At 68.6% G+C, this 15,757-nt stretch carries 19 protein-coding genes and 3 pseudogenes; 8 read left to right on the top strand and 14 right to left on the bottom strand.

All coding sequences use genetic code 11. The features are described from left to right. Positions 1-67 precede the first annotated feature (67 nt). Both ACQY0Z_RS02320 and ACQY0Z_RS02315 read left to right on the top strand, forming a co-directional pair. The gene (locus ACQY0Z_RS02320) at positions 68-499 is read left to right on the top strand and encodes a hypothetical protein (RefSeq protein ID WP_019526020.1); all 432 of its coding nucleotides are present in this window, start codon (positions 68-70) and stop codon (positions 497-499) included. Between the two features lie 151 nt (positions 500-650). Then, entirely contained in the window at positions 651-2,132 is a 1,482-nt protein-coding gene (locus ACQY0Z_RS02315; RefSeq protein WP_439811769.1) for an FG-GAP and VCBS repeat-containing protein, read from the top strand. Between the two features lie 30 nt (positions 2,133-2,162). Here ACQY0Z_RS02315 and ACQY0Z_RS02310 read toward each other — a convergent pair whose 3' ends face one another. Beyond that, complete coding sequence (locus ACQY0Z_RS02310; protein ID WP_189906226.1) at positions 2,163-2,603, bottom strand: ATP-binding protein; 441 nt, start codon at positions 2,601-2,603, stop codon at positions 2,163-2,165. Then, the gene (locus ACQY0Z_RS02305) at positions 2,603-2,806 is read right to left on the bottom strand and encodes a hypothetical protein (RefSeq protein WP_189906228.1); all 204 of its coding nucleotides are present in this window, start codon (positions 2,804-2,806) and stop codon (positions 2,603-2,605) included. The genes ACQY0Z_RS02310 and ACQY0Z_RS02305 overlap by 1 nt, the downstream gene beginning before the upstream one ends. A 158-nt stretch (positions 2,807-2,964) precedes the next feature. Here ACQY0Z_RS02305 and ACQY0Z_RS02300 point away from each other — a divergent pair, with 158 nt between their 5' ends. Both ACQY0Z_RS02300 and ACQY0Z_RS02295 read left to right on the top strand, forming a co-directional pair. Further along, positions 2,965-3,819, top strand: coding sequence for a helix-turn-helix domain-containing protein (locus ACQY0Z_RS02300; protein WP_189906230.1), 855 nt, complete (start codon positions 2,965-2,967; stop codon positions 3,817-3,819). After that, on the top strand, positions 3,800-4,075 hold the full coding sequence (locus ACQY0Z_RS02295) for a DUF397 domain-containing protein (RefSeq protein ID WP_189906233.1): 276 nt from the start codon (positions 3,800-3,802) through the stop codon (positions 4,073-4,075). The genes ACQY0Z_RS02300 and ACQY0Z_RS02295 overlap by 20 nt, the downstream gene beginning before the upstream one ends. 7 nt (positions 4,076-4,082) lie before the next feature. Here ACQY0Z_RS02295 and ACQY0Z_RS02290 read toward each other — a convergent pair whose 3' ends face one another. The 3 genes from ACQY0Z_RS02290 to ACQY0Z_RS02280 form a co-directional block, all read right to left on the bottom strand. Further along, positions 4,083-4,766: a hypothetical protein gene (locus ACQY0Z_RS02290; protein WP_347225791.1), complete on the bottom strand. Its 684-nt coding sequence runs from the start codon at positions 4,764-4,766 to the stop codon at positions 4,083-4,085. After that, positions 4,763-6,133, bottom strand: a complete 1,371-nt coding sequence (locus ACQY0Z_RS02285) for an SMI1/KNR4 family protein (protein ID WP_189906235.1) — start codon at positions 6,131-6,133, stop codon at positions 4,763-4,765. The genes ACQY0Z_RS02290 and ACQY0Z_RS02285 overlap by 4 nt, the downstream gene beginning before the upstream one ends. Positions 6,134-6,196: 63 nt before the next feature. After that, positions 6,197-6,679: a hypothetical protein gene (locus ACQY0Z_RS02280; protein WP_189906237.1), complete on the bottom strand. Its 483-nt coding sequence runs from the start codon at positions 6,677-6,679 to the stop codon at positions 6,197-6,199. Between the two features lie 138 nt (positions 6,680-6,817). Here ACQY0Z_RS02280 and ACQY0Z_RS02275 point away from each other — a divergent pair, with 138 nt between their 5' ends. Beyond that, positions 6,818-7,672: an alpha/beta fold hydrolase gene (locus tag ACQY0Z_RS02275; protein WP_189906656.1), complete on the top strand. Its 855-nt coding sequence runs from the start codon at positions 6,818-6,820 to the stop codon at positions 7,670-7,672. A 10-nt stretch (positions 7,673-7,682) separates the two neighbouring features. Here the strand turns inward: ACQY0Z_RS02275 and ACQY0Z_RS02270 are convergent, their stop codons facing one another. The 4 genes from ACQY0Z_RS02270 to ACQY0Z_RS02255 all read right to left on the bottom strand — a co-directional run bounded on the left by ACQY0Z_RS02270 (position 7,683) and on the right by ACQY0Z_RS02255 (position 10,470). After that, positions 7,683-8,192, bottom strand: a complete 510-nt coding sequence (locus ACQY0Z_RS02270; RefSeq protein ID WP_189906658.1) for a hypothetical protein — start codon at positions 8,190-8,192, stop codon at positions 7,683-7,685. Next, entirely contained in the window at positions 8,177-8,503 is a 327-nt protein-coding gene (locus ACQY0Z_RS02265) for a hypothetical protein (RefSeq protein WP_137210755.1), read from the bottom strand. The genes ACQY0Z_RS02270 and ACQY0Z_RS02265 overlap by 16 nt, the downstream gene beginning before the upstream one ends. Before the next feature lie 295 nt (positions 8,504-8,798). Next, the gene (locus tag ACQY0Z_RS02260; RefSeq protein ID WP_137210754.1) at positions 8,799-9,413 is read right to left on the bottom strand and encodes an SMI1/KNR4 family protein; all 615 of its coding nucleotides are present in this window, start codon (positions 9,411-9,413) and stop codon (positions 8,799-8,801) included. A gap of 286 nt (positions 9,414-9,699) precedes the next feature. After that, complete coding sequence (locus tag ACQY0Z_RS02255; RefSeq protein WP_019527952.1) at positions 9,700-10,470, bottom strand: hypothetical protein; 771 nt, start codon at positions 10,468-10,470, stop codon at positions 9,700-9,702. Between the two features lie 553 nt (positions 10,471-11,023). On the opposite strand from ACQY0Z_RS02255, the gene ACQY0Z_RS02250 reads away from it, so the two are divergent. Both ACQY0Z_RS02250 and ACQY0Z_RS02245 read left to right on the top strand, forming a co-directional pair. Further along, a complete protein-coding gene (locus tag ACQY0Z_RS02250) occupies positions 11,024-11,392 on the top strand; it encodes a transposase (RefSeq protein ID WP_078504720.1) in 369 nt (122 codons plus the stop codon). Between the two features lie 125 nt (positions 11,393-11,517). Beyond that, positions 11,518-11,721 (top strand): annotated as a pseudogene (locus ACQY0Z_RS02245) (IS256 family transposase); the annotation flags it as partial. Here the strand turns inward: ACQY0Z_RS02245 and ACQY0Z_RS02240 are convergent. The 4 genes and pseudogenes from ACQY0Z_RS02240 to ACQY0Z_RS02225 form a co-directional block, all read right to left on the bottom strand. Then, positions 11,660-12,007, bottom strand: a complete 348-nt coding sequence (locus ACQY0Z_RS02240; protein WP_342636679.1) for a transposase family protein — start codon at positions 12,005-12,007, stop codon at positions 11,660-11,662. The pseudogene ACQY0Z_RS02245 and the gene ACQY0Z_RS02240 overlap by 62 nt on opposite strands. A 200-nt stretch (positions 12,008-12,207) precedes the next feature. Continuing rightward, a pseudogene (locus ACQY0Z_RS02235) lies at positions 12,208-12,264 on the bottom strand (hypothetical protein); the annotation flags it as partial. A gap of 341 nt (positions 12,265-12,605) precedes the next feature. Beyond that, a complete protein-coding gene (locus ACQY0Z_RS02230; RefSeq protein WP_147474372.1) occupies positions 12,606-12,971 on the bottom strand; it encodes a hypothetical protein in 366 nt (121 codons plus the stop codon). Positions 12,972-13,831: 860 nt separating this feature from the next. Then, positions 13,832-14,152 (bottom strand): annotated as a pseudogene (locus ACQY0Z_RS02225) (RHS repeat-associated core domain-containing protein); the annotation flags it as partial. A 36-nt stretch (positions 14,153-14,188) separates the two neighbouring features. On the opposite strand from ACQY0Z_RS02225, the gene ACQY0Z_RS02220 reads away from it, so the two are divergent. Further along, positions 14,189-15,006, top strand: a protein-coding gene (locus tag ACQY0Z_RS02220) for an IS5 family transposase (RefSeq protein ID WP_161233103.1) whose coding sequence is annotated in 2 segments (ribosomal slippage) — positions 14,189-14,531 and positions 14,531-15,006 — 819 coding nt in all. Because the reading frame shifts where the segments join, the coding sequence is not laid out codon by codon here. A 213-nt stretch (positions 15,007-15,219) separates the two neighbouring features. Here the strand turns inward: ACQY0Z_RS02220 and ACQY0Z_RS02215 are convergent. Beyond that, entirely contained in the window at positions 15,220-15,744 is a 525-nt protein-coding gene (locus ACQY0Z_RS02215) for an SMI1/KNR4 family protein (protein ID WP_086699568.1), read from the bottom strand. Positions 15,745-15,757 lie beyond the last annotated feature (13 nt).

Here is a 15,757-nt window from a genome sequence, read left to right as displayed (position 1 = left end):
GGTTCCGCTGGACTTCGTGGGGAACGGGCGAACGTTCTCCCCGATTCCGGCGGAACGGAGTGGTCCCGTGAGCGACGTGGGTGAACACCTGATGCACGCGGAGGAGATGCGGGCGCGCGCCGCTGCCTTCGTCGGACGGACCACCGCCGGCAACCGGCTCCCTCTGGACTACTCCGAGTCCAGCCTCCGCCTTGTCGACTTCCTGATCGACGGACTGCGCAAGCACGGAGCGGACGAGGCCCGGGTGAGCGGTGTGCTGGCAGGGCTCGGAGCGTACGTGGGAGAGGTGCTGGTCCGCCGGGCCGGCGCGACCTGGATCGACTTCGACGCCGACCAGCGGGCCTACTTCGTGCAGCCGGTCGGTGTACGGATGCCGGACGGGCGGGTGTGGAACCCTCTCGGCAAGGTCCGCAACTGCTTCGAGGCGGGCAGCCGGCGTGAGTCGCTGCGCACCTTCTACCTCACCCTGCACGGCCGGTCCCGGCGGACCTTGGACTGACCGACCGCATGTGGACCACAGGTGTGTGAGCCGAGGTTGTTCGCCGCTGATCCGTGGACGTCGCCCCCTGGAGCGCAACCTCCGCCCCACCGCGACGGTCATGCGTGCGGCCCCCCAACGCCTCACCCCTGTCCCAAAGACTGGAGCACTCTTGCGCACACGCACCCTGGCCGCCGCCCTGGCCGTCGCCACGGCGGCCGCGGGCCTGTCCCTCACCCTCGTCCCCACGGCGAGCGCGGCCACCTCCGTGCCCGACGACTTCAACGGCGACGGCGTCGCCGACCTCGTCGTGGCCACACCCCACGCGCCCGTCGACGGTCGCGTCAACGCCGGTTCGGTCACCGTCCTGTACGGCTCCGCGGACGGCGTCTCGCCCGGCCGTTCGACCACCCTCACCCAGAACTCCGCGGGCGTCCCCGGGGACGCCGGCTCGCACTCGCTGTTCGGGGTCACGCACGCCAGTGGCGACCTGGACGCCGACGGTTACGCCGATCTCGTCGTCGGCGCGCCGGGCGAAGCGGTGCGCTACAGCGGCGGCTACGGCACGCTCACCGTGCTGTGGGGCGGCCCGGACGGTCTGACCGGCGACGGCATCTCGATGGTGAGCCCGTACGCCACCAACGAGTGGATGTCCGAGGAGGACTACGGCAAGAAGGTCGTCGTCGCCGACCTGGACGGCGACGGCGTCCCGCAGATCGCCACGCTCAGCCGCACCAACCTGTGGGCGTACGACGACCTGGCGGGCCGCACGGCGCCCACCGATGTGGCGCGCTTCCACAACTACAACGCCTACATACAGCCGCGCACCCTCACCACAGCCGACTTCACCGGCGCCGGACGCGCCCAGCTCGTCGTCACCGGGGGCGAGAACTGCGAGGGGACGACGGGCGGCTGCCAGCACACCGCCGTCTACACGTGGAGCGACAGCGGGTTGCAGGAGGCCTGGCTGCCGGACCCGGGCGGCGACGTCTCGGGTACGAACGAGGCGCCCACCGTCTCGACGGCCGCAGGCGACGTGGACGGCGACGGCTACGCCGACCTCGTCACCGGCCACGTTCCCGCGTCGGCGACCACCACGGGCGAGTACTCGGACGCCGCGGGCTTCGTCCACGTCCGCTACGGCAGCGCGGACGGCCTCGGCGCCCACCGCACCGCCACGCTCGACGCCCCGGGCGGCGGCCGGGCCGGTGACAACGTCGGCGCGTCCGTCGCGGTCGGCGACGTCACGGGCGACGGCTACGACGACGTGGTGGCCGGGGCGCCGGGCGCGACGGTCCGCGGCGTGCCGGGCACCGGCGCGGCGGTTCTGCTACGCGGCTCGGCCACCGGCCTGACCGAAACCGACGCCCAGGTCGTCCACCAGGCCACCGACGACGTGCCCGGCACGGCGGAGACGGACGACTGGTTCGGCTCCGCCGTGGACCTCACCGACCTCGACGGCGACGGCATGGCGGACGTCACGATCGCGGCGAAGGGCGAGGACGTCCTCGCCGGATCGGTGCGCGACGGCGCCGACTGGGTGCTGCGCGGCTCGGCGGCCGGCCTGACCACGACCGGCGCGACCTCGTTCAGCGCGCAGGACGTCGGCCTCACCGCCCCGGACGCCGAGTTCGGCTCGGTCCTCGGCGACTGACCCGCCCCCGCATAGCGGCATGAGGGACGGCTACCGCGGGTCACGGCCCGCGGTAGCCGTACGACCGGGCCCTCCGACGGACGCCACAGGCTCCGCACCGTCGCCCGCACCCGCCTCCAGCTCGCACCACACGGTCTTGCCGCGGCCGGGCCCGTACGCCACGCCCCACCTCGTCGCCAGCGCGTCCAGCAGCGCCAGCCCCCGCCCCGACTCCTCGTCGGCGCCCACCGACGCCCGCAGGACGGGCAGCGCACGCGGGTCTGGATCGGTCACCTCCAGGCGCGTGCGCCCGCCGTCGTCGCACCACACCCTGACGGTGACGGGGACGCCCTCCCCGAGGTGCTGGACCACGTTCGTGACAAGCTCGCTCGCGCAGAGCTGGACGTCGTCGCCGTATGCGCGCAGGGCACGCCGTACGCCGGACACCTCGGCCGGTGTCGCGAGCAGTTCCAGCGTCGTGGCCGGTCGCATCACGCGGCCCCCCTGCGGAGGGCGGCGGTGAGGGCCTGGGCGGTGAGGAGGTTGCAGTTGCCGAGGGCGATCAGCGGCCGGACGGGGCAACGGGAGGCGAAGGCCGGGAGGTCGACGCCGAGGGACGGCAGCGTGATGCCGTGCGCGGCGAGCGCCGCCCGCAACTCCTCGGCGCGGGCGTCGGCTTCGGTGGTGCTGTGCATGGGGGTTCACACCTTCCAGTGCGCTGTGTGACGAACCGCTCACACTGTGCCGCCGGTCGGCGTAGCGTGACAGACCTTCGGCATCCCGGCCCTGAACTGCACGTATGCGGTGCGGGAAGGGGGAGCGGGCGGTAACGGCAACCCATGGACGGTGAACGATGGGGCAGCGCAAGGACATCGACGGTTCGACCGGCGTCCCGACCTTCTACGGCAGCGAACTGCGCTGGAAACGGGAGGAAGCGGGGCTCACCCTCCAGCAGTTGGTGGAGGGCAGCTTCTACGGCCCGAGCCACCTCAGCGAGATCGAGCGGGGGACCCGCCGGATGCCGGCGGAACTGGCCGAGCACGTGGACAAGGTGCTCGGCACGGACGGCTTCTTCCGGCGCCGGTGCGAGGACGTGCGGCGGGCGAAGCGGCGGGGGCATGCGAGTTATTTCGAGCGGGTGCTGGAGGCGGAGAAGCACGCGGAGACCATCGAGGAGTGGTGTCCGACGCTGATTCCGGGGTTGTTGCAGACGGACGCCTACGCGCGGGCGGTGGTGAGGGCGACCCATCCGCTGGCACCGGACGAGGAGGTGGAGGAGAAGGCCACCGCCCGACTGGCACGAGCCCGTCTCTTCGAGGAGAACCACAAGACCCCGGTGTACTGGGCCATCCTGTCTGAGTCCCTGCTGCGCCAGCCGATCGTTCCGCCGGACCAGGCAGCCGAACAGTGGGATCACATTGCAGGGCTGGCCCGGCGGCATCGCATCGTTCCCCAGATCCTTCCGTGGAACTGTGGGGCGCATCCGTTCATGCTGGGCACTGCCAAGATCATGACGTTCCCCGACGCGCCACCGCTGGTCTACACAGAGGCACTCCACAGCGGGGACACCATCGACGATCCGGGCCTCGTGAAGGAGTACCGCAGGTCGTACGATCTGCTCAGGGCCGCCGCGCTACCTCCGGAGGCGTCCCTCGCCCTGATTGAGCAAGCGGCTGAGGATGGCAGAAATGGCAAGCAACGGGATTGACTTGAGCACAGCCGTCTGGCGCAAGAGTACGTACAGCAACGGCAGCGGCGGCGACTGCGTAGAGGTAGCCGAGGCCTTCCCCGGCGCCGCCCGCTGGCGCAAGAGCACCTACAGCAACGGCGACGGCGGCAACTGCCTCGAAGTCTGCGACGCCCACACCGCCGTCGTCCCCGTCCGCGACTCCAAGGTCCCCGACGGCCCGGTCCTCACCGTCACGGCCCCGGCCTGGACGTCGTTCGTCGCCTCCCTCAAGTGATCCGGGTTCAGTTCTGGTTCACCGGCAAGACGGCCGCCGGGTCGCAACGCTTCGGGCAGGCCAGCAGGTAGACCTCGTTGCCGAGGAACAGGAGGTAGGCGTCGTCCCGGATGCTGTAGGGCTGCACCGGGGCCCTGGTGCGGACGCCGAACTCCCAGTTCTCCGGCACCTGGCAGACGAACGCCAGCTCCGACCCGCACGCGCACCGGTAGTACTCGGGGTCCTGCACCCAGGACGCCGTACCACCCACCTTGAAATACGTGTCCTCTGAGGGCCGCAGGGTCAGGGGCAGAGCCCGCACGGCCGGTTCGGGCTCCGCCTCCGGGATCCCCGGGTCACGCTGGAGCAGCACCCGCCAGAACGAGCCAGGGAACGGCGGCTGCGGAGCCTCCCAGAACCGGGGCACCAGGCGGCCGTCGGCCGTGATCGGGTCGGACGCGTCGTTGTGGTGCGCGCAGTGGAAGACCGACAGGTGTTCTCCGCCGAAGAACTCGATGTCGTCTGGCAGATCCAGCTGGAAGAACAGCGCCATCCGCTCGCCGCAGAAGCAGCGCGGCCACCCCTGGCCGTCGTCGAAGTAGGGCCACCCGCCGACCGAGTTCCGCGCCGGCCGGTCCAGGGGCTCAGTGCCGATCTCGATCCCGTACTCGGGGAGCACAGCCCGCTCCTCCTCCAGCCCGTCCTGGCTCACCGGCCGGCGTCCAGAACGGTCCGGCCGATGAGGGGCCGGTCCCACAGGGCGAGGAGCTCGTCGGCGAGGTCGAGGATCGGCAGCGGGCGCTGTTCGCCCTGCACCTCGATACCGGCCGCCGACAGGCTCCGGGGCACGGCACCGGCGTCGAGCAGGACACGCCATTCCTCGGGTCCGAGGCTCAGGTACTCCAGACCCGTCAGCCCGGCGATCTCCAGGGGGTCGGCGAGCGTGCCCGGGATGGCGGTGAGGGTCCGCAGGCGGGGGAGCCCGGCGACCGGGGCGAGGCTGACCGGCTGGCCCTTCCGCCAGCCGATGCAGAGCACCTCCAGCTCGGGACGGGCGGCCGCCTCCACACTGTCCAGGTAGTTGATGTTCACCCGGGCCACCACCGGCGGGCTGTCCGCGTCACGGTCCTGGCGCCGGCCGTCGGGTCGGTTGACCACCATGTCGGTGAGGGAGTCGGCGCGCAGGCCGGCGCCGATGGTCCGCTCGTGGTCGATCACGATGACCTGCCCGGTGTGTCCGCCCGGGCCGGGCGTCAGGTCGACGGCCAGCCGGTCGCCGCCGCCGTTGTCGCCGAAGACGATCCAGCCGGGCGAACCGACGAGACCCTGCACGGCGGCGTCCGGCGCGGTGACGACGGCGTCGTCGGCAGCGAACTGCCAAGGGCAGGGTCGGGAGGCCGCGTCCGCGATGTAGAGCTCGTCCAAGGAGAAGAGCTCACAGTCGACCGCGTCACTGACGCGTTCCTCTGCCGCGTGGTCGCCACCCCAGTCCTCCCACCGCGCCCGGGTCACCCGGTAGAGCGCCTTGAGCTCGTCGAGCAGCGCGACACCGAGACGCGCCTCCGCCGCGGCGATCTCCTCCTCGGTGGCCCCGATGGCGTCGGGGAGCCGCTCGCGCAGGGTCCGCTCCAACAGCTCCGGGTCCGCAGACGGCGCAGGTGTGGCCCCCGGCATTTCCTCGGGCAGGCGCCGCCAGGGCTCGGGCACGGCACCCTCGACCAGGAGCAGGGCACCCACGAAGGGGCTGACGACGCCGCGCTCCACGGCAGGGCCCAAGTCGACGACGTGAAGCAGCGACCTTCCGTCCGGCGCCGTCTCGACCAGGTACGAAACGCTGCTCGCCCCGTCGGCTCTGAGGGCGTCCTGCACCCGTTCCACGGCGGTGAACTGGTCCTGCATGTCCGCCACCTGAAGGGCTCGCCCCGGCATCGGGTGCGGCTGTGGCGCGGGCAGGGTCCAACTGCCGAGAGTGATCTGCCCAGTGAAGCAACCACCCGGCGCGGCGAGCTGTTCCGCGTGGGCATCCCGCACCAGCCGCAGCAGCGGCTCCCAGGTCGCGAGGTCACGTATCGAGGACAACGGTGTTCTCCGGTCGGGTCGGTTGTTGAGGACGGCGAAACAATGGGGGAGCCGCGGGACGGCTCAGTTGCCCGAGTATCCGAAGATGCCCAGGTGGGTCGGCTCGGGCTGGTCATCGGCGTAGAGGAGGACGTACACGCCCGTCCACCGCATACGGCACTCGTCCAGCAGCGTCTCCTCGGGGTCGGGCGGGAGTCGGTTGGCCGTGCGGGCGTGGTCGAGGAGTTCCGCGAACCGAACAGGCGTCGGCCGGGCGGTGCCGAAGTGGTGGAGAACGCGTTCCGGCGCCAGGGGACGCAGTGTCCCGTAGTCCTCGACGTTGAGCGGCTTCGGCGCCGTCGTCGAGTGGACGACACGCTGGATGTCGAGGATGGAGTGCGTCCCCTCCTCACCCATCAACTCTTCGTCGGACCAGAGGTCGTCCAGGCAGCCGTACGTGTCGTCGTGGCCGTAGTACTCGTCGAAGACCCGGCAGTGCAACGCCTCCAGCGACTTCTGGACGCTGCCTTCGTACGCGGTGACGTACTCCCACCCACTGGCACCCACGGTCGCCCCCTCTGTCTCATGGATCCGGCGTGATCCTAGGGCCGCCCACTGACATGGAGCGGGGCAGCCGCCGGAGGGTGCTCCGGTCGTCCGGCGCGTGAGCGATGAATCCGGGCGGCGGATGGAGTCTGCTCTGTCATGACTGGTCACACCACCACCGTCAAAGCCAACGGGGTCACCTTGGGCGTCGAGTCGTTCGGTGACGACGACGCGCCGCTCGTCCTGCTCGTGGGAGGGACGACGATGCTCTCCTGGCCCGACGCGCTGTGCGAGCGCCTCGCCGCCGGCGGGCGCCGCGTCGTGCGCTACGACCTGCGGGACAGCGGCGCGTCGACGACGCGCGACCCGGAGGCTCCCGCCTACACCCTGCGCGACCTCGCCGCCGACGCGGTGGCCCTCGCCGACGCGCTCGGCGGCCGGCCCGCGCACCTCGCCGGGATCGGCGTCGGCGGGATGGTCGCCCAGGTCGCCGCGCTCGACCACCCGGACGCCTTCTCGGCGCTCACGCTGGCCGGCACCCGCGCGGTCGCGCCCGGCCCGCCCGACGACGACCTCCCCGACCACGACCAGGCGACGATGAGCCGGCTGTTCGGGCACCCGATGCCCGACTGGAGCGACCGCGAGGCGGTCGCGGACTTCGCCGCCGCCGGGGCGGAGATCCTCGGCGACGACCCCGTCGCCGCACGCGCGGTCGCCGCGCGCATCTGGGACCGCACGCCCGGCACCGCACCGGCGGTCCACATGGCCAACCAACTGGGCATGGTGTTCTCCAGGCTTGACTGTTCACCCCGCTGGCGCGAGCGCCTGCCCGAGATCAAGCTCCCCACGCTCGTCGTCCACGGCCGCCGCGACCGGTTCTTCCCCGTCGGCAACGCCGAGGCGATCGCGCGCGAGATCCCCGGGGCACGGCTGCTCGTCCTCGAGGAGGCCGCCACGGCGATCCCCGATACGGCGATCGACGAGATCACCGAGGCCATGCTCACGCTCGAATGAAGGACGCCACTCACACCTTCTTCCGGGGATTCGTCGCATCGAACACGAGAGTGTTCTTCTGGAAGTCGATGTGGAAGGTCCCGGCGTAACGACCTTCGGTGACGGTCGCGGTGAACTCATCACTGGCCTTCCAATCCGCCTGGGCGGGAACGTACGGTCGAATGCCGGCCAGCACGGCTGGACCTTCAGAAGCGCCCTGCCAGGTGTACTCGCTCCGCAGCCGCCGGGTGTCGGACGCGGTCAGCCGGACCATCCCGGAGAACCGGAAGTCCGTGGGCCCCGGCAACGCGGCCCTGGCGTCACCCAACAGCTCACCCGTCCACACGACCTCTTCGACGGTGCCCAGTTCGGGAAAGTACTGCCGGATGACCTTCGCGTCCCGCCGGACGTCCTGCTCCGGCGTCGAACCGGCATGCGTGCCACACCCCGCGACCAGCGCACCGGTGAGTACAAGGCACAGCGAGGCTGCGACGCGGAGAAGCGCCGGCCCCCATGGGGCCGGCCTCACAGCGGAAGCCATGTGGGCCACCAGGGCGGAACATTGTCCGGTGGACAGGTAGAGACGGGGTAGCCGTCGGGCGCGCGCCAGAACGCCATGAAGGGCCAGAGAAGCAGGATGCCCGTCGCGGTGGTCAGGAGGAACGGAGTCAGCAGCCGACGCCGGCCGGTGGCCCAGCGCATCAGAGCCCACACGGACGTCGACACGGTGGCCATGACCATCGATGCGACTACGAGACTTCCGAGGTTGGCCGACGCGTTGACCCCGATGTCGCAGTCGACCCACGCGCTGTTGAGGAGGACGGACGCCACGAAGCCGGACGAAAGGAACACCGCCCAACCGACCAGCCAACTGGCCGCGCTGTACGGCTGTTCGCCTCTGAGCGGTTGCGGGGACGACCGCATTGTGTGGAGACCCTTCGACGCAGGGAAGGTGTAACACTCACGCGTTTCCTACCACATGGTGTGATCCGCGACAGGGCCCGGACTAGGAAATCGGCGCGAAGAAGGGATTTTGAGGGGCGTAGTTACGGGACCACACCGATGGCAGAGAGACCGGGAGCAGTTGTTCACCAGGAGGCAGACACCTGCCGTTTCACGTGCGTGGTGAGCACGCGTCATTCATGGGTCAGGGTCCGAACATTCCGGCGTACGGATCCGGCTCGCCCGTCCAGGGGTCCAGTCCGGCTTCCCACATGCGTTCTTCCTCGTGCCGGTTCAGGAAAGCCGCTGACTCCCGTCCCCAGAGTGAGAGATCACCGAGAGGGCACTCGTCGAAGCCACCCCGCAGGACGCGCACGAGGAACTGCACCATCCCGCAGTCGTAACGACGCCACAGACCGTCGCCCCGGTTGTACACCAGGACGGGCCACCTGCCCGGGTCCTCGTCCGAGGCATCCCAGCAGAGAAGGTCGGCGCTCGCGTCTCCACCCCAGGCGATCAGCTCAGGGCGGGCCTCCGCGAGCTCGGGGGCCTTCCGTACCCATGACCAAGCCTCCCGGGCCATCTCGGTCTCGTTGGCCATGTCGGAGTTCTCCGTCACCGTGCCTTCGGGCTCCGGTTTCAGGACCGCCAGGTACCTCTCGATCGAGCCGTACCCGTAGACGTCGATGAACCGACAGTAGTCGGAGGGGAACTGCTTGCCCCAGGACCGGCCGAACTGATCCCAGTCGACCGACGCGTTGCTCGGTGCCGTGGGCGGCATCGCCTGTCGCAGCGCCTCCAGCTCGTCTTCCCCGGTCATGTCTGCCTCCTCAGGGTGAGCATCATGGCATCCCTCCCGACAGGCACTTGACGACCTGCGTTGTGGTCCCGACCACGGTCCGCAGAGCCCTGGTTTCGTGCGCTTACCTCGGGGCGCCGCATGCGTTCCGCCGCTCCGACAGGCAGGGGGGCCTACTGTAGGAAGTCCCGGCCCGGATGGGGCGCCGACACCGGCTCGGCGACATGGGCCGCGCCTCCGCCCCCAAGCGCCGCGAACTGCGCAGGCGCCGGATCCTCCCCGTGACCTCCCGCAGAGGCGCCCCGAATCATGACGGTTCAAAAGGCAGCGGTCCGGCATCCAGTGACTCGGTGTATCCCAGGGACCACCGTCCGGGGACGGTCTCGCAGATCGCCTCCAGATCCGCCCGGGTCCGGCCCCGGACGTGCAACCAGCTGTGGGCGTCCAAGCCGTCCAGGCGTAGCAACTGCCCCGGGGCGGAGAACCAACGCACTGGAAAGTCCTCCGGCCCCGTCCACATCGGGTAGTCGGGCAGGGCGACGCGCTGGAAGCGTTCGGGAACTGCCTCAAGCAGGTCCGCCGGCAGCTCACACGCGTTGTACAGCCGACCTCCACCGCCGAACAGCGCCTCGCTCAGTACGAGCTCGGCGCAGGCAAGGGATACCCGGTCCAAGAACGGCACCCAGCCGTGCCGCGCCTGGACGAACACCGGCGGATCGTCCTGATCAAGGTCGCCCAGACGCACACCCCAGAAGGCACAGCCCTGATTCTCGCTACGGAACACAAGGACACCGCCGCACTGGTCATGCACGAAGATCTCTGCGGGGGGCAGCAGTGGATCCTGGTTGGCGACCAGACTGGACCGCAAGCCCAGAAGCATGTAAACCTCGCGCAGCGCGGCCGGCAGGGAGCAGCCGAATGTCGCCTCGGCCCGCGCCAGTTCCGCTGCTGGCGTGCCGTCGTCCTCGGTCAGCGGCTCGTCCCAGGCAGCGGCGAAACCGCGGATGAATGCCCACGCCCGCCCCCGGTCCGGGACTCCGTCGTCAAAAGCCTGGGCCACGTCGGACACGTCAGTCATGCCGCGAACCGTACCGGAAGCACACCTTGCATCACCCAGAAACGATCAGGCAGTGAAAGCAGCGGTCCTTGGGCCAGTCACGCCCTGGTGGCTCCCCCCGGGGGGCAAGAACGAATCCAACGAGCGTCGCCGACCGCCGGAAGGGCGCCGGGGCACCACCCGCTTCCGCAGACCCCCACGGGTTGCCCCGAAGGCCAGGCGCGGCCGCGCACATCGGAGGCCGCGATGCTTGACACGAAGGTGGGGGCGAGCAGGCGCTGCACCGCGTTCGTGCAGGACGGCGGCGTGATTGTGCTGGGTGTGCAGGGCTGTCGGCGGTGATCACGGCTCCGTCCAGGCCGATGCCGGCGTTGCCTCGAACGTCGCGGAGCCCTCACCGACCTGGCTGTCGGTGGGGTTCCGTCGCGCCCTTACTGGATTTCGTTCCAGCGGTGTGGACGTCAGCTCCGTGTCTACTCCTCGTCGTCGCTACCCGAACTCACCCCCATACGTGCCATGACAAGGACTGGCAAGTCGATGTCTGCTGCGGAAACGCCCATGACTCGCCCGCTACCTGCTCACCCGCCCCGACCGCCTAAAGGACCACCAGCGGGAACGTGTCGAGGCCGCCCGCACCGCCTGCCATGAGATGACCGCTCTGGCCGACCTCATCCACCACTTCGTCGTGCTGCTGGATCCCGCCGACGGCAATGCCACTCTCCTGAGCACCTGGATCACCTCGGCCCAGGCCGAGGACCTGCCCCACCTGCATGTCTTCACTCGGGGCCTCGAGAAGGACCGCGCCGCAGTCGACGCCGCCCCCACCCTGCCGCACCACAACGGCGGTACCGAAGGCGTCAACAACAAAACCAAGCTGATCAAGCGCCAGATGTACGGCCGCGCGAGCTTCCCTCCCCTCCGCCACCGGATCCTCCTGGGCTGACGACACCCTCCGTCACCACCGACTACGGAACAGACCCAATCGTTCGGTGCAACTCCCGATCATGAGATTGCATTGATGACCAATGAAACGTAACTGAGCAGGACGCTGCCGAGTCGGCAGCGGCTGTGTCGGCGAAGGCCGTGGACGACCAGTCGATCGACGAGCTGGTGAGCCGCGCCCAGGCCGAGGGCCTGCAGTTGACCGGCGAGGGCGGGCTGTTGCAGCAGCTGGCCAAGCGGCTGCTGGAGTCCGCGCTGGAGGGCGAGATCACCGACCACCTCGGATATGCCCAGCGCGATCCGACGGGCAAGAACGGCGGCAACTCGCGATGGTCAGGCCCTTCGCGGCCAGCGACATCACCATCTCCTTCTTGAACTTGCGGTGTGGTGGTGTGATCACCCGTCCGCCGGTCTGGGCGCCCAGGCCCTGGTAGCCGGCGTCGGCGAGGATCTCCACCGCGGGTCCGTCGGCCAGGATCGCGACCAGCCCTAACTGGCGGGCGTGGGTGGTGTCCGCGCAGCTGCCGGGTTTGGTGGGGCTGCAGAAGAGCAGGCGTCCGTCGTCGTCTGTGACGACCATGGTCTTGACCGCGTTCTGCTTGTTCTTGCCGGGGATGAATTGTCCCGGTCATTGTGCCCGGCTGCTGGCCGGCGGACCCGGATCTCGGTGCCGTCGATGATGCCGGTCTTCCCGTTGGTACCGAGGTGGTCGATGACCTCGGCCAGGGTCCGCAGCCGCACACCCTGGCTGATGGTGCACCCTCGCTCGGCGAGCAAGGGCCGCACCTCTGCGATGGCCCGAGTGATGGTGGAGCGGTCCACACCGAACCAGCAGGCGATCACGTGGTGCGTGGTGGCATGCCGGAGGTGCACGAGCGTGGCCAGGAGCCGGTCGACAAACACCAACCGGTGCTTCGCACCCGCGCCCAGCCCGCTTCCGCGGCCGGGACGCAAGCCTGGCCTGGTGCCGGTCGTGCCACAACGGGCCAAGCTCAGCCACAAGTTCAGAGATCACGTCGGCCGACAGGCCCGTGATCCTCCGGTCGCTGGTGATCGCTGCGCGAGACGCGTTCCCCACCACACAACCATGATCAACGGTCAGAAGCTCGACGCCTCACCGCCTACCGTGCACGAGCTCGTTAGACGATGCTCATGCTCGGACAGACGGCGTAACGACCCTCGGCGATCTTCCACCCGCCGACCGACGACTGGAGTCAGCGGTAGTACTTACGTCGTAGATCTGCCTCGAACTGCATGTGAGGGCCCGCGTAGCTCGCGAATCGCTCCCAGAGTTCAGGGAACCCCAGCAGAAGATCCGTAATGCGAATGCTGACGAGTTCGATCACCTGAGGGCGTCCCGATCCCAGGAGTGTCTCTATCAAACGGGCCGAGCGAACGATGGTCTCCTCCGCCCATTTTTCCAGGGCGGGACGGAACACGGGGTGGATAAATCCGTAACTCAGCATGGAATACATGCCGGGATCGGAGCACTCGCCGTTCGTGAGCTCCAATTCCTCCTGTTCAAGCTCAGTGATGAAGGGGCGGGCCTCCGGGACATGTTCCCAGATGCTCTGCCGCACGAACTCGCTGTCCGTATTATTCATTTCCTGTATCCGTGATGGGTTGATGGGACGAACGGGTGAGCCCAGGGGGATGCGAACGCATCGCAACCCCCTGGACTCCGGACGTCACACAGGTGCAGGTTCCTGCTGTGATGTCAGGCGATGCTCGGCTGGTACTGGGGATCAGCGACCCCGAAGGGGTCCACTATGTCCTTGAACATCTCCCAGGCGCCTTGTCCCCACCCATACGTTCTGACGTATGACGGAGCCTGACCGATAGTGAGAACCCCGCCTGCCACGCCCAGGATACGCGGCATCTTCGGTTTGTTCGTCAGTCGGGGAGCCTTGAACCCGCGTGGATCCTCATAAAATTGTCCACCTGTCACCGATGCCATGGAAGCGGACTCGGCGGTGCGCTTGAGTGCTGACTGCACTGCCTTGCCGATTTCCGGGTTGTCGTTGATCAACTGCGCGATCTTGCCTGTCGAGTCAGGCGTGTCGAACGCATCCCAGATCTCCTTGGCCTCGGCCAAGGCGATCTTCCGGTCGGCGGCGCTCAGCAGCGTGTTCTTGCTCTTACGGTCTTCTTCGAGCAGCTTCTGCAGCTGCCGGAGCGAACCGGCAGCATCGGCCAGATGCCAGAGCTCCTTGGTCGGCTGACCGGTCCTGAGCTCGTTGACAACGGCCTCGCTCACCTTTCCGGTTCCGACGGCGGGGACGCTGCCGGCCTTTATGTAGATTTCCGTGGTGAGCACTTTTTGCAAATCGGGGTTCTGCACCGTGGGGGCGACCGCCGCTATCGGGCACGGCCCGATGAAGCCCGGCGTCCCGCAGCCACCGGTGGGGGTCGTGTTGCTACCGCCATCAATCGGCGCGGGCATGTGGCCGTCGAGCTCCACGTTGCTGACGGGGTTGCCTCCGGTGAACGCGTACCGATTGCCGGTGTACGGGTCCGTCCCGAGGCCCATGTCGGCGAGGGCGCCGTTGTACATGTCTCGGGTGGTGAAGCGGTTCAGGCCCGGGTCGTAGTCGCGGAAGCCCATGTCGTAGGTGCCGGACTGAGCGTCCCAGCGCTTGGAGTTGTAGCGGTAGGGGTTGTAGTTCTCCTTGGTGGGGTCGGTGGCATCGGGCTTGTCGATGCCGGTGAACTCGGACTCGTCGTTGGATCCGTAGGCGGTATAGCCGTAGGTGGTCTTAGACCGTGTCCTACGTGGTGAGGCGTCGTTGTTTCGTTCATGGGGCGGGGTACGTGGAGTTGGATTGTTCCGGACGGGTTGTGGGAGATCGCGAAGCCGCTGATCCCGCCGTCGAAGGTGCGGCCGCAGGGCGGCGGAACACAGGACACGCCTGATGAGACGCTGTTCGCCGCGATCATCTACGTCCTGGTGTCCGGCTGCGCCTGGCGGGCGTTGCCGCCCTGCTTCGGCGTCTCGAAGTCGACCGCCCATCGGCGGTTCCTCATCTGGTCGAGAGCCGGTGTCTGGGGCCGGCTGCACGAAGCCGTGCTGCACCGGCTCGACGACGCCGGCCTCATCGACGTCACCCGCGTCGTCCTCGACACCGCCCACGTGAGGGCGAAAAAGGGGGCGAACACACAGGTCCGAGCCCCGTGGACCGGGGCAAGCCGGGTTCCAAGATGCACATCCTGTCGGACACGAACGGCCTGCCCCTCCTCGTCGGAGTCTCCGCCGGCAACACCCACGACAGCGAAGGACTGAAGCCGATGGTGGAGGGTCACCAAACGAGACACGACCCCCACAACGGCCGGTACTTCAAGCCGCAACGCCTGCACGCCGACAAAGCCTACGACCGGGCCGACCTGCGCAGATGGCTCCGCGGCAAGCGGATCGGCGTGCGCATCGCCCGCAAGGGCATCGAGTCCAGCGAACGATTAGGGCGCCGCCGCTGGGTCATCGAACGGACGATGTCCTGGCTGTCCGGCTACCGCCGCCTGAGTCCTCGCTACGAACGCGATCCCCGCAACTACCTGGCCTTTCTCGGACTCGCCGCCACCCTGTGCTGCTACAAGCGGCTCGTCCGCCTCACCACGTAGGACACGGTCTTATGAGGTGCCCTGCTGGTTGGGCCGGACGGAAGCGTGAGAACTCCCATCTTCCCAGCTCAGCAAGCACCTCTCTGCGTCAGCCCCTCCACGTCCCGATCGCGATCGGTGGATCCAGGCTGAAAAAAGGCGGCGGCCCGCCGTCCCGACCGAATCGGGACGGCGGGCCGGGCGGGGGACATGATCGCTCCCCCACCCTTCCAGCTATTCTTCCAACGGCTCGAACGAGGCTTCAGGCACCTGCCGGGCAATACCGAACGGAGCGAATTCCTCGTCCTTCAGGACTCGGTACAGGAACTCCGATGTCGACATCTCCAGTTCGTGCCAAGGCTCGTCGGTAGCCCGACGTGCCACGACCTTCCACGATTCCGGCCTGTCCGACTGTACGAGCCAGTAGAACTCTGTCTCATCAGCCGTGTCCGCCCACTGAATCAGCCTGCCTTCAGGATGGACTCCGTAGGGCTCGTAGAGCCGACGGGCGGTCGGCCTTCGATCGAAGATGCTGTGCAGCCTTCGCAGGTTGTCGACCACCGCAGAGGACTCGCCTCCGGCGGAAGCCAGCACGGTGACGTATCCGGAGAACTCTCCACGGCCGAAGGTGGCGCACAACTCCTTGAAGTCGCCCGGCAGCTCGACACCCAGAGCTTCCTCCACAACAGTCCAGGAAATCTGGATGTCGCGCGGCTGCCACCCCGTAGCGCCGACAATTCTTTCGACCCAAGGGGTCATTTTCCCTCTTCTC

Source organism: Streptomyces sp. P9-2, from assembly GCF_051903975.1.
GTDB classification, from domain to species: Bacteria; Actinomycetota; Actinomycetes; order Streptomycetales; family Streptomycetaceae; genus Streptomyces; species Streptomyces cellulosae.
The sequence above is the reverse complement of the archived record's forward strand: the minus strand, read 5'-3'. Positions and strand labels throughout refer to the sequence as shown.

What these genes read in the sequence shown, in the direction of transcription:
- ACQY0Z_RS02310 (WP_189906226.1), bottom strand. Translation starts at nt 2,603, where the DNA reads ATGCGACCGGCCACGACGCTGGAACTGCTCGCGACACCGGCCGAGGTG.
- ACQY0Z_RS02305 (WP_189906228.1), bottom strand. Translation starts at nt 2,806, where the DNA reads ATGCACAGCACCACCGAAGCCGACGCCCGCGCCGAGGAGTTGCGGGCG.
- ACQY0Z_RS02300 (WP_189906230.1), top strand. Translation starts at nt 2,965, where the DNA reads ATGGGGCAGCGCAAGGACATCGACGGTTCGACCGGCGTCCCGACCTTC.
- ACQY0Z_RS02295 (WP_189906233.1), top strand. Translation starts at nt 3,800, where the DNA reads ATGGCAAGCAACGGGATTGACTTGAGCACAGCCGTCTGGCGCAAGAGT.
- ACQY0Z_RS02275 (WP_189906656.1), top strand. Translation starts at nt 6,818, where the DNA reads ATGACTGGTCACACCACCACCGTCAAAGCCAACGGGGTCACCTTGGGC.
- ACQY0Z_RS02270 (WP_189906658.1), bottom strand. Translation starts at nt 8,192, where the DNA reads ATGGCTTCCGCTGTGAGGCCGGCCCCATGGGGGCCGGCGCTTCTCCGC.
- ACQY0Z_RS02260 (WP_137210754.1), bottom strand. Translation starts at nt 9,413, where the DNA reads ATGACCGGGGAAGACGAGCTGGAGGCGCTGCGACAGGCGATGCCGCCC.
- ACQY0Z_RS02255 (WP_019527952.1), bottom strand. Translation starts at nt 10,470, where the DNA reads ATGACTGACGTGTCCGACGTGGCCCAGGCTTTTGACGACGGAGTCCCG.
- ACQY0Z_RS02215 (WP_086699568.1), bottom strand. Translation starts at nt 15,744, where the DNA reads ATGACCCCTTGGGTCGAAAGAATTGTCGGCGCTACGGGGTGGCAGCCG.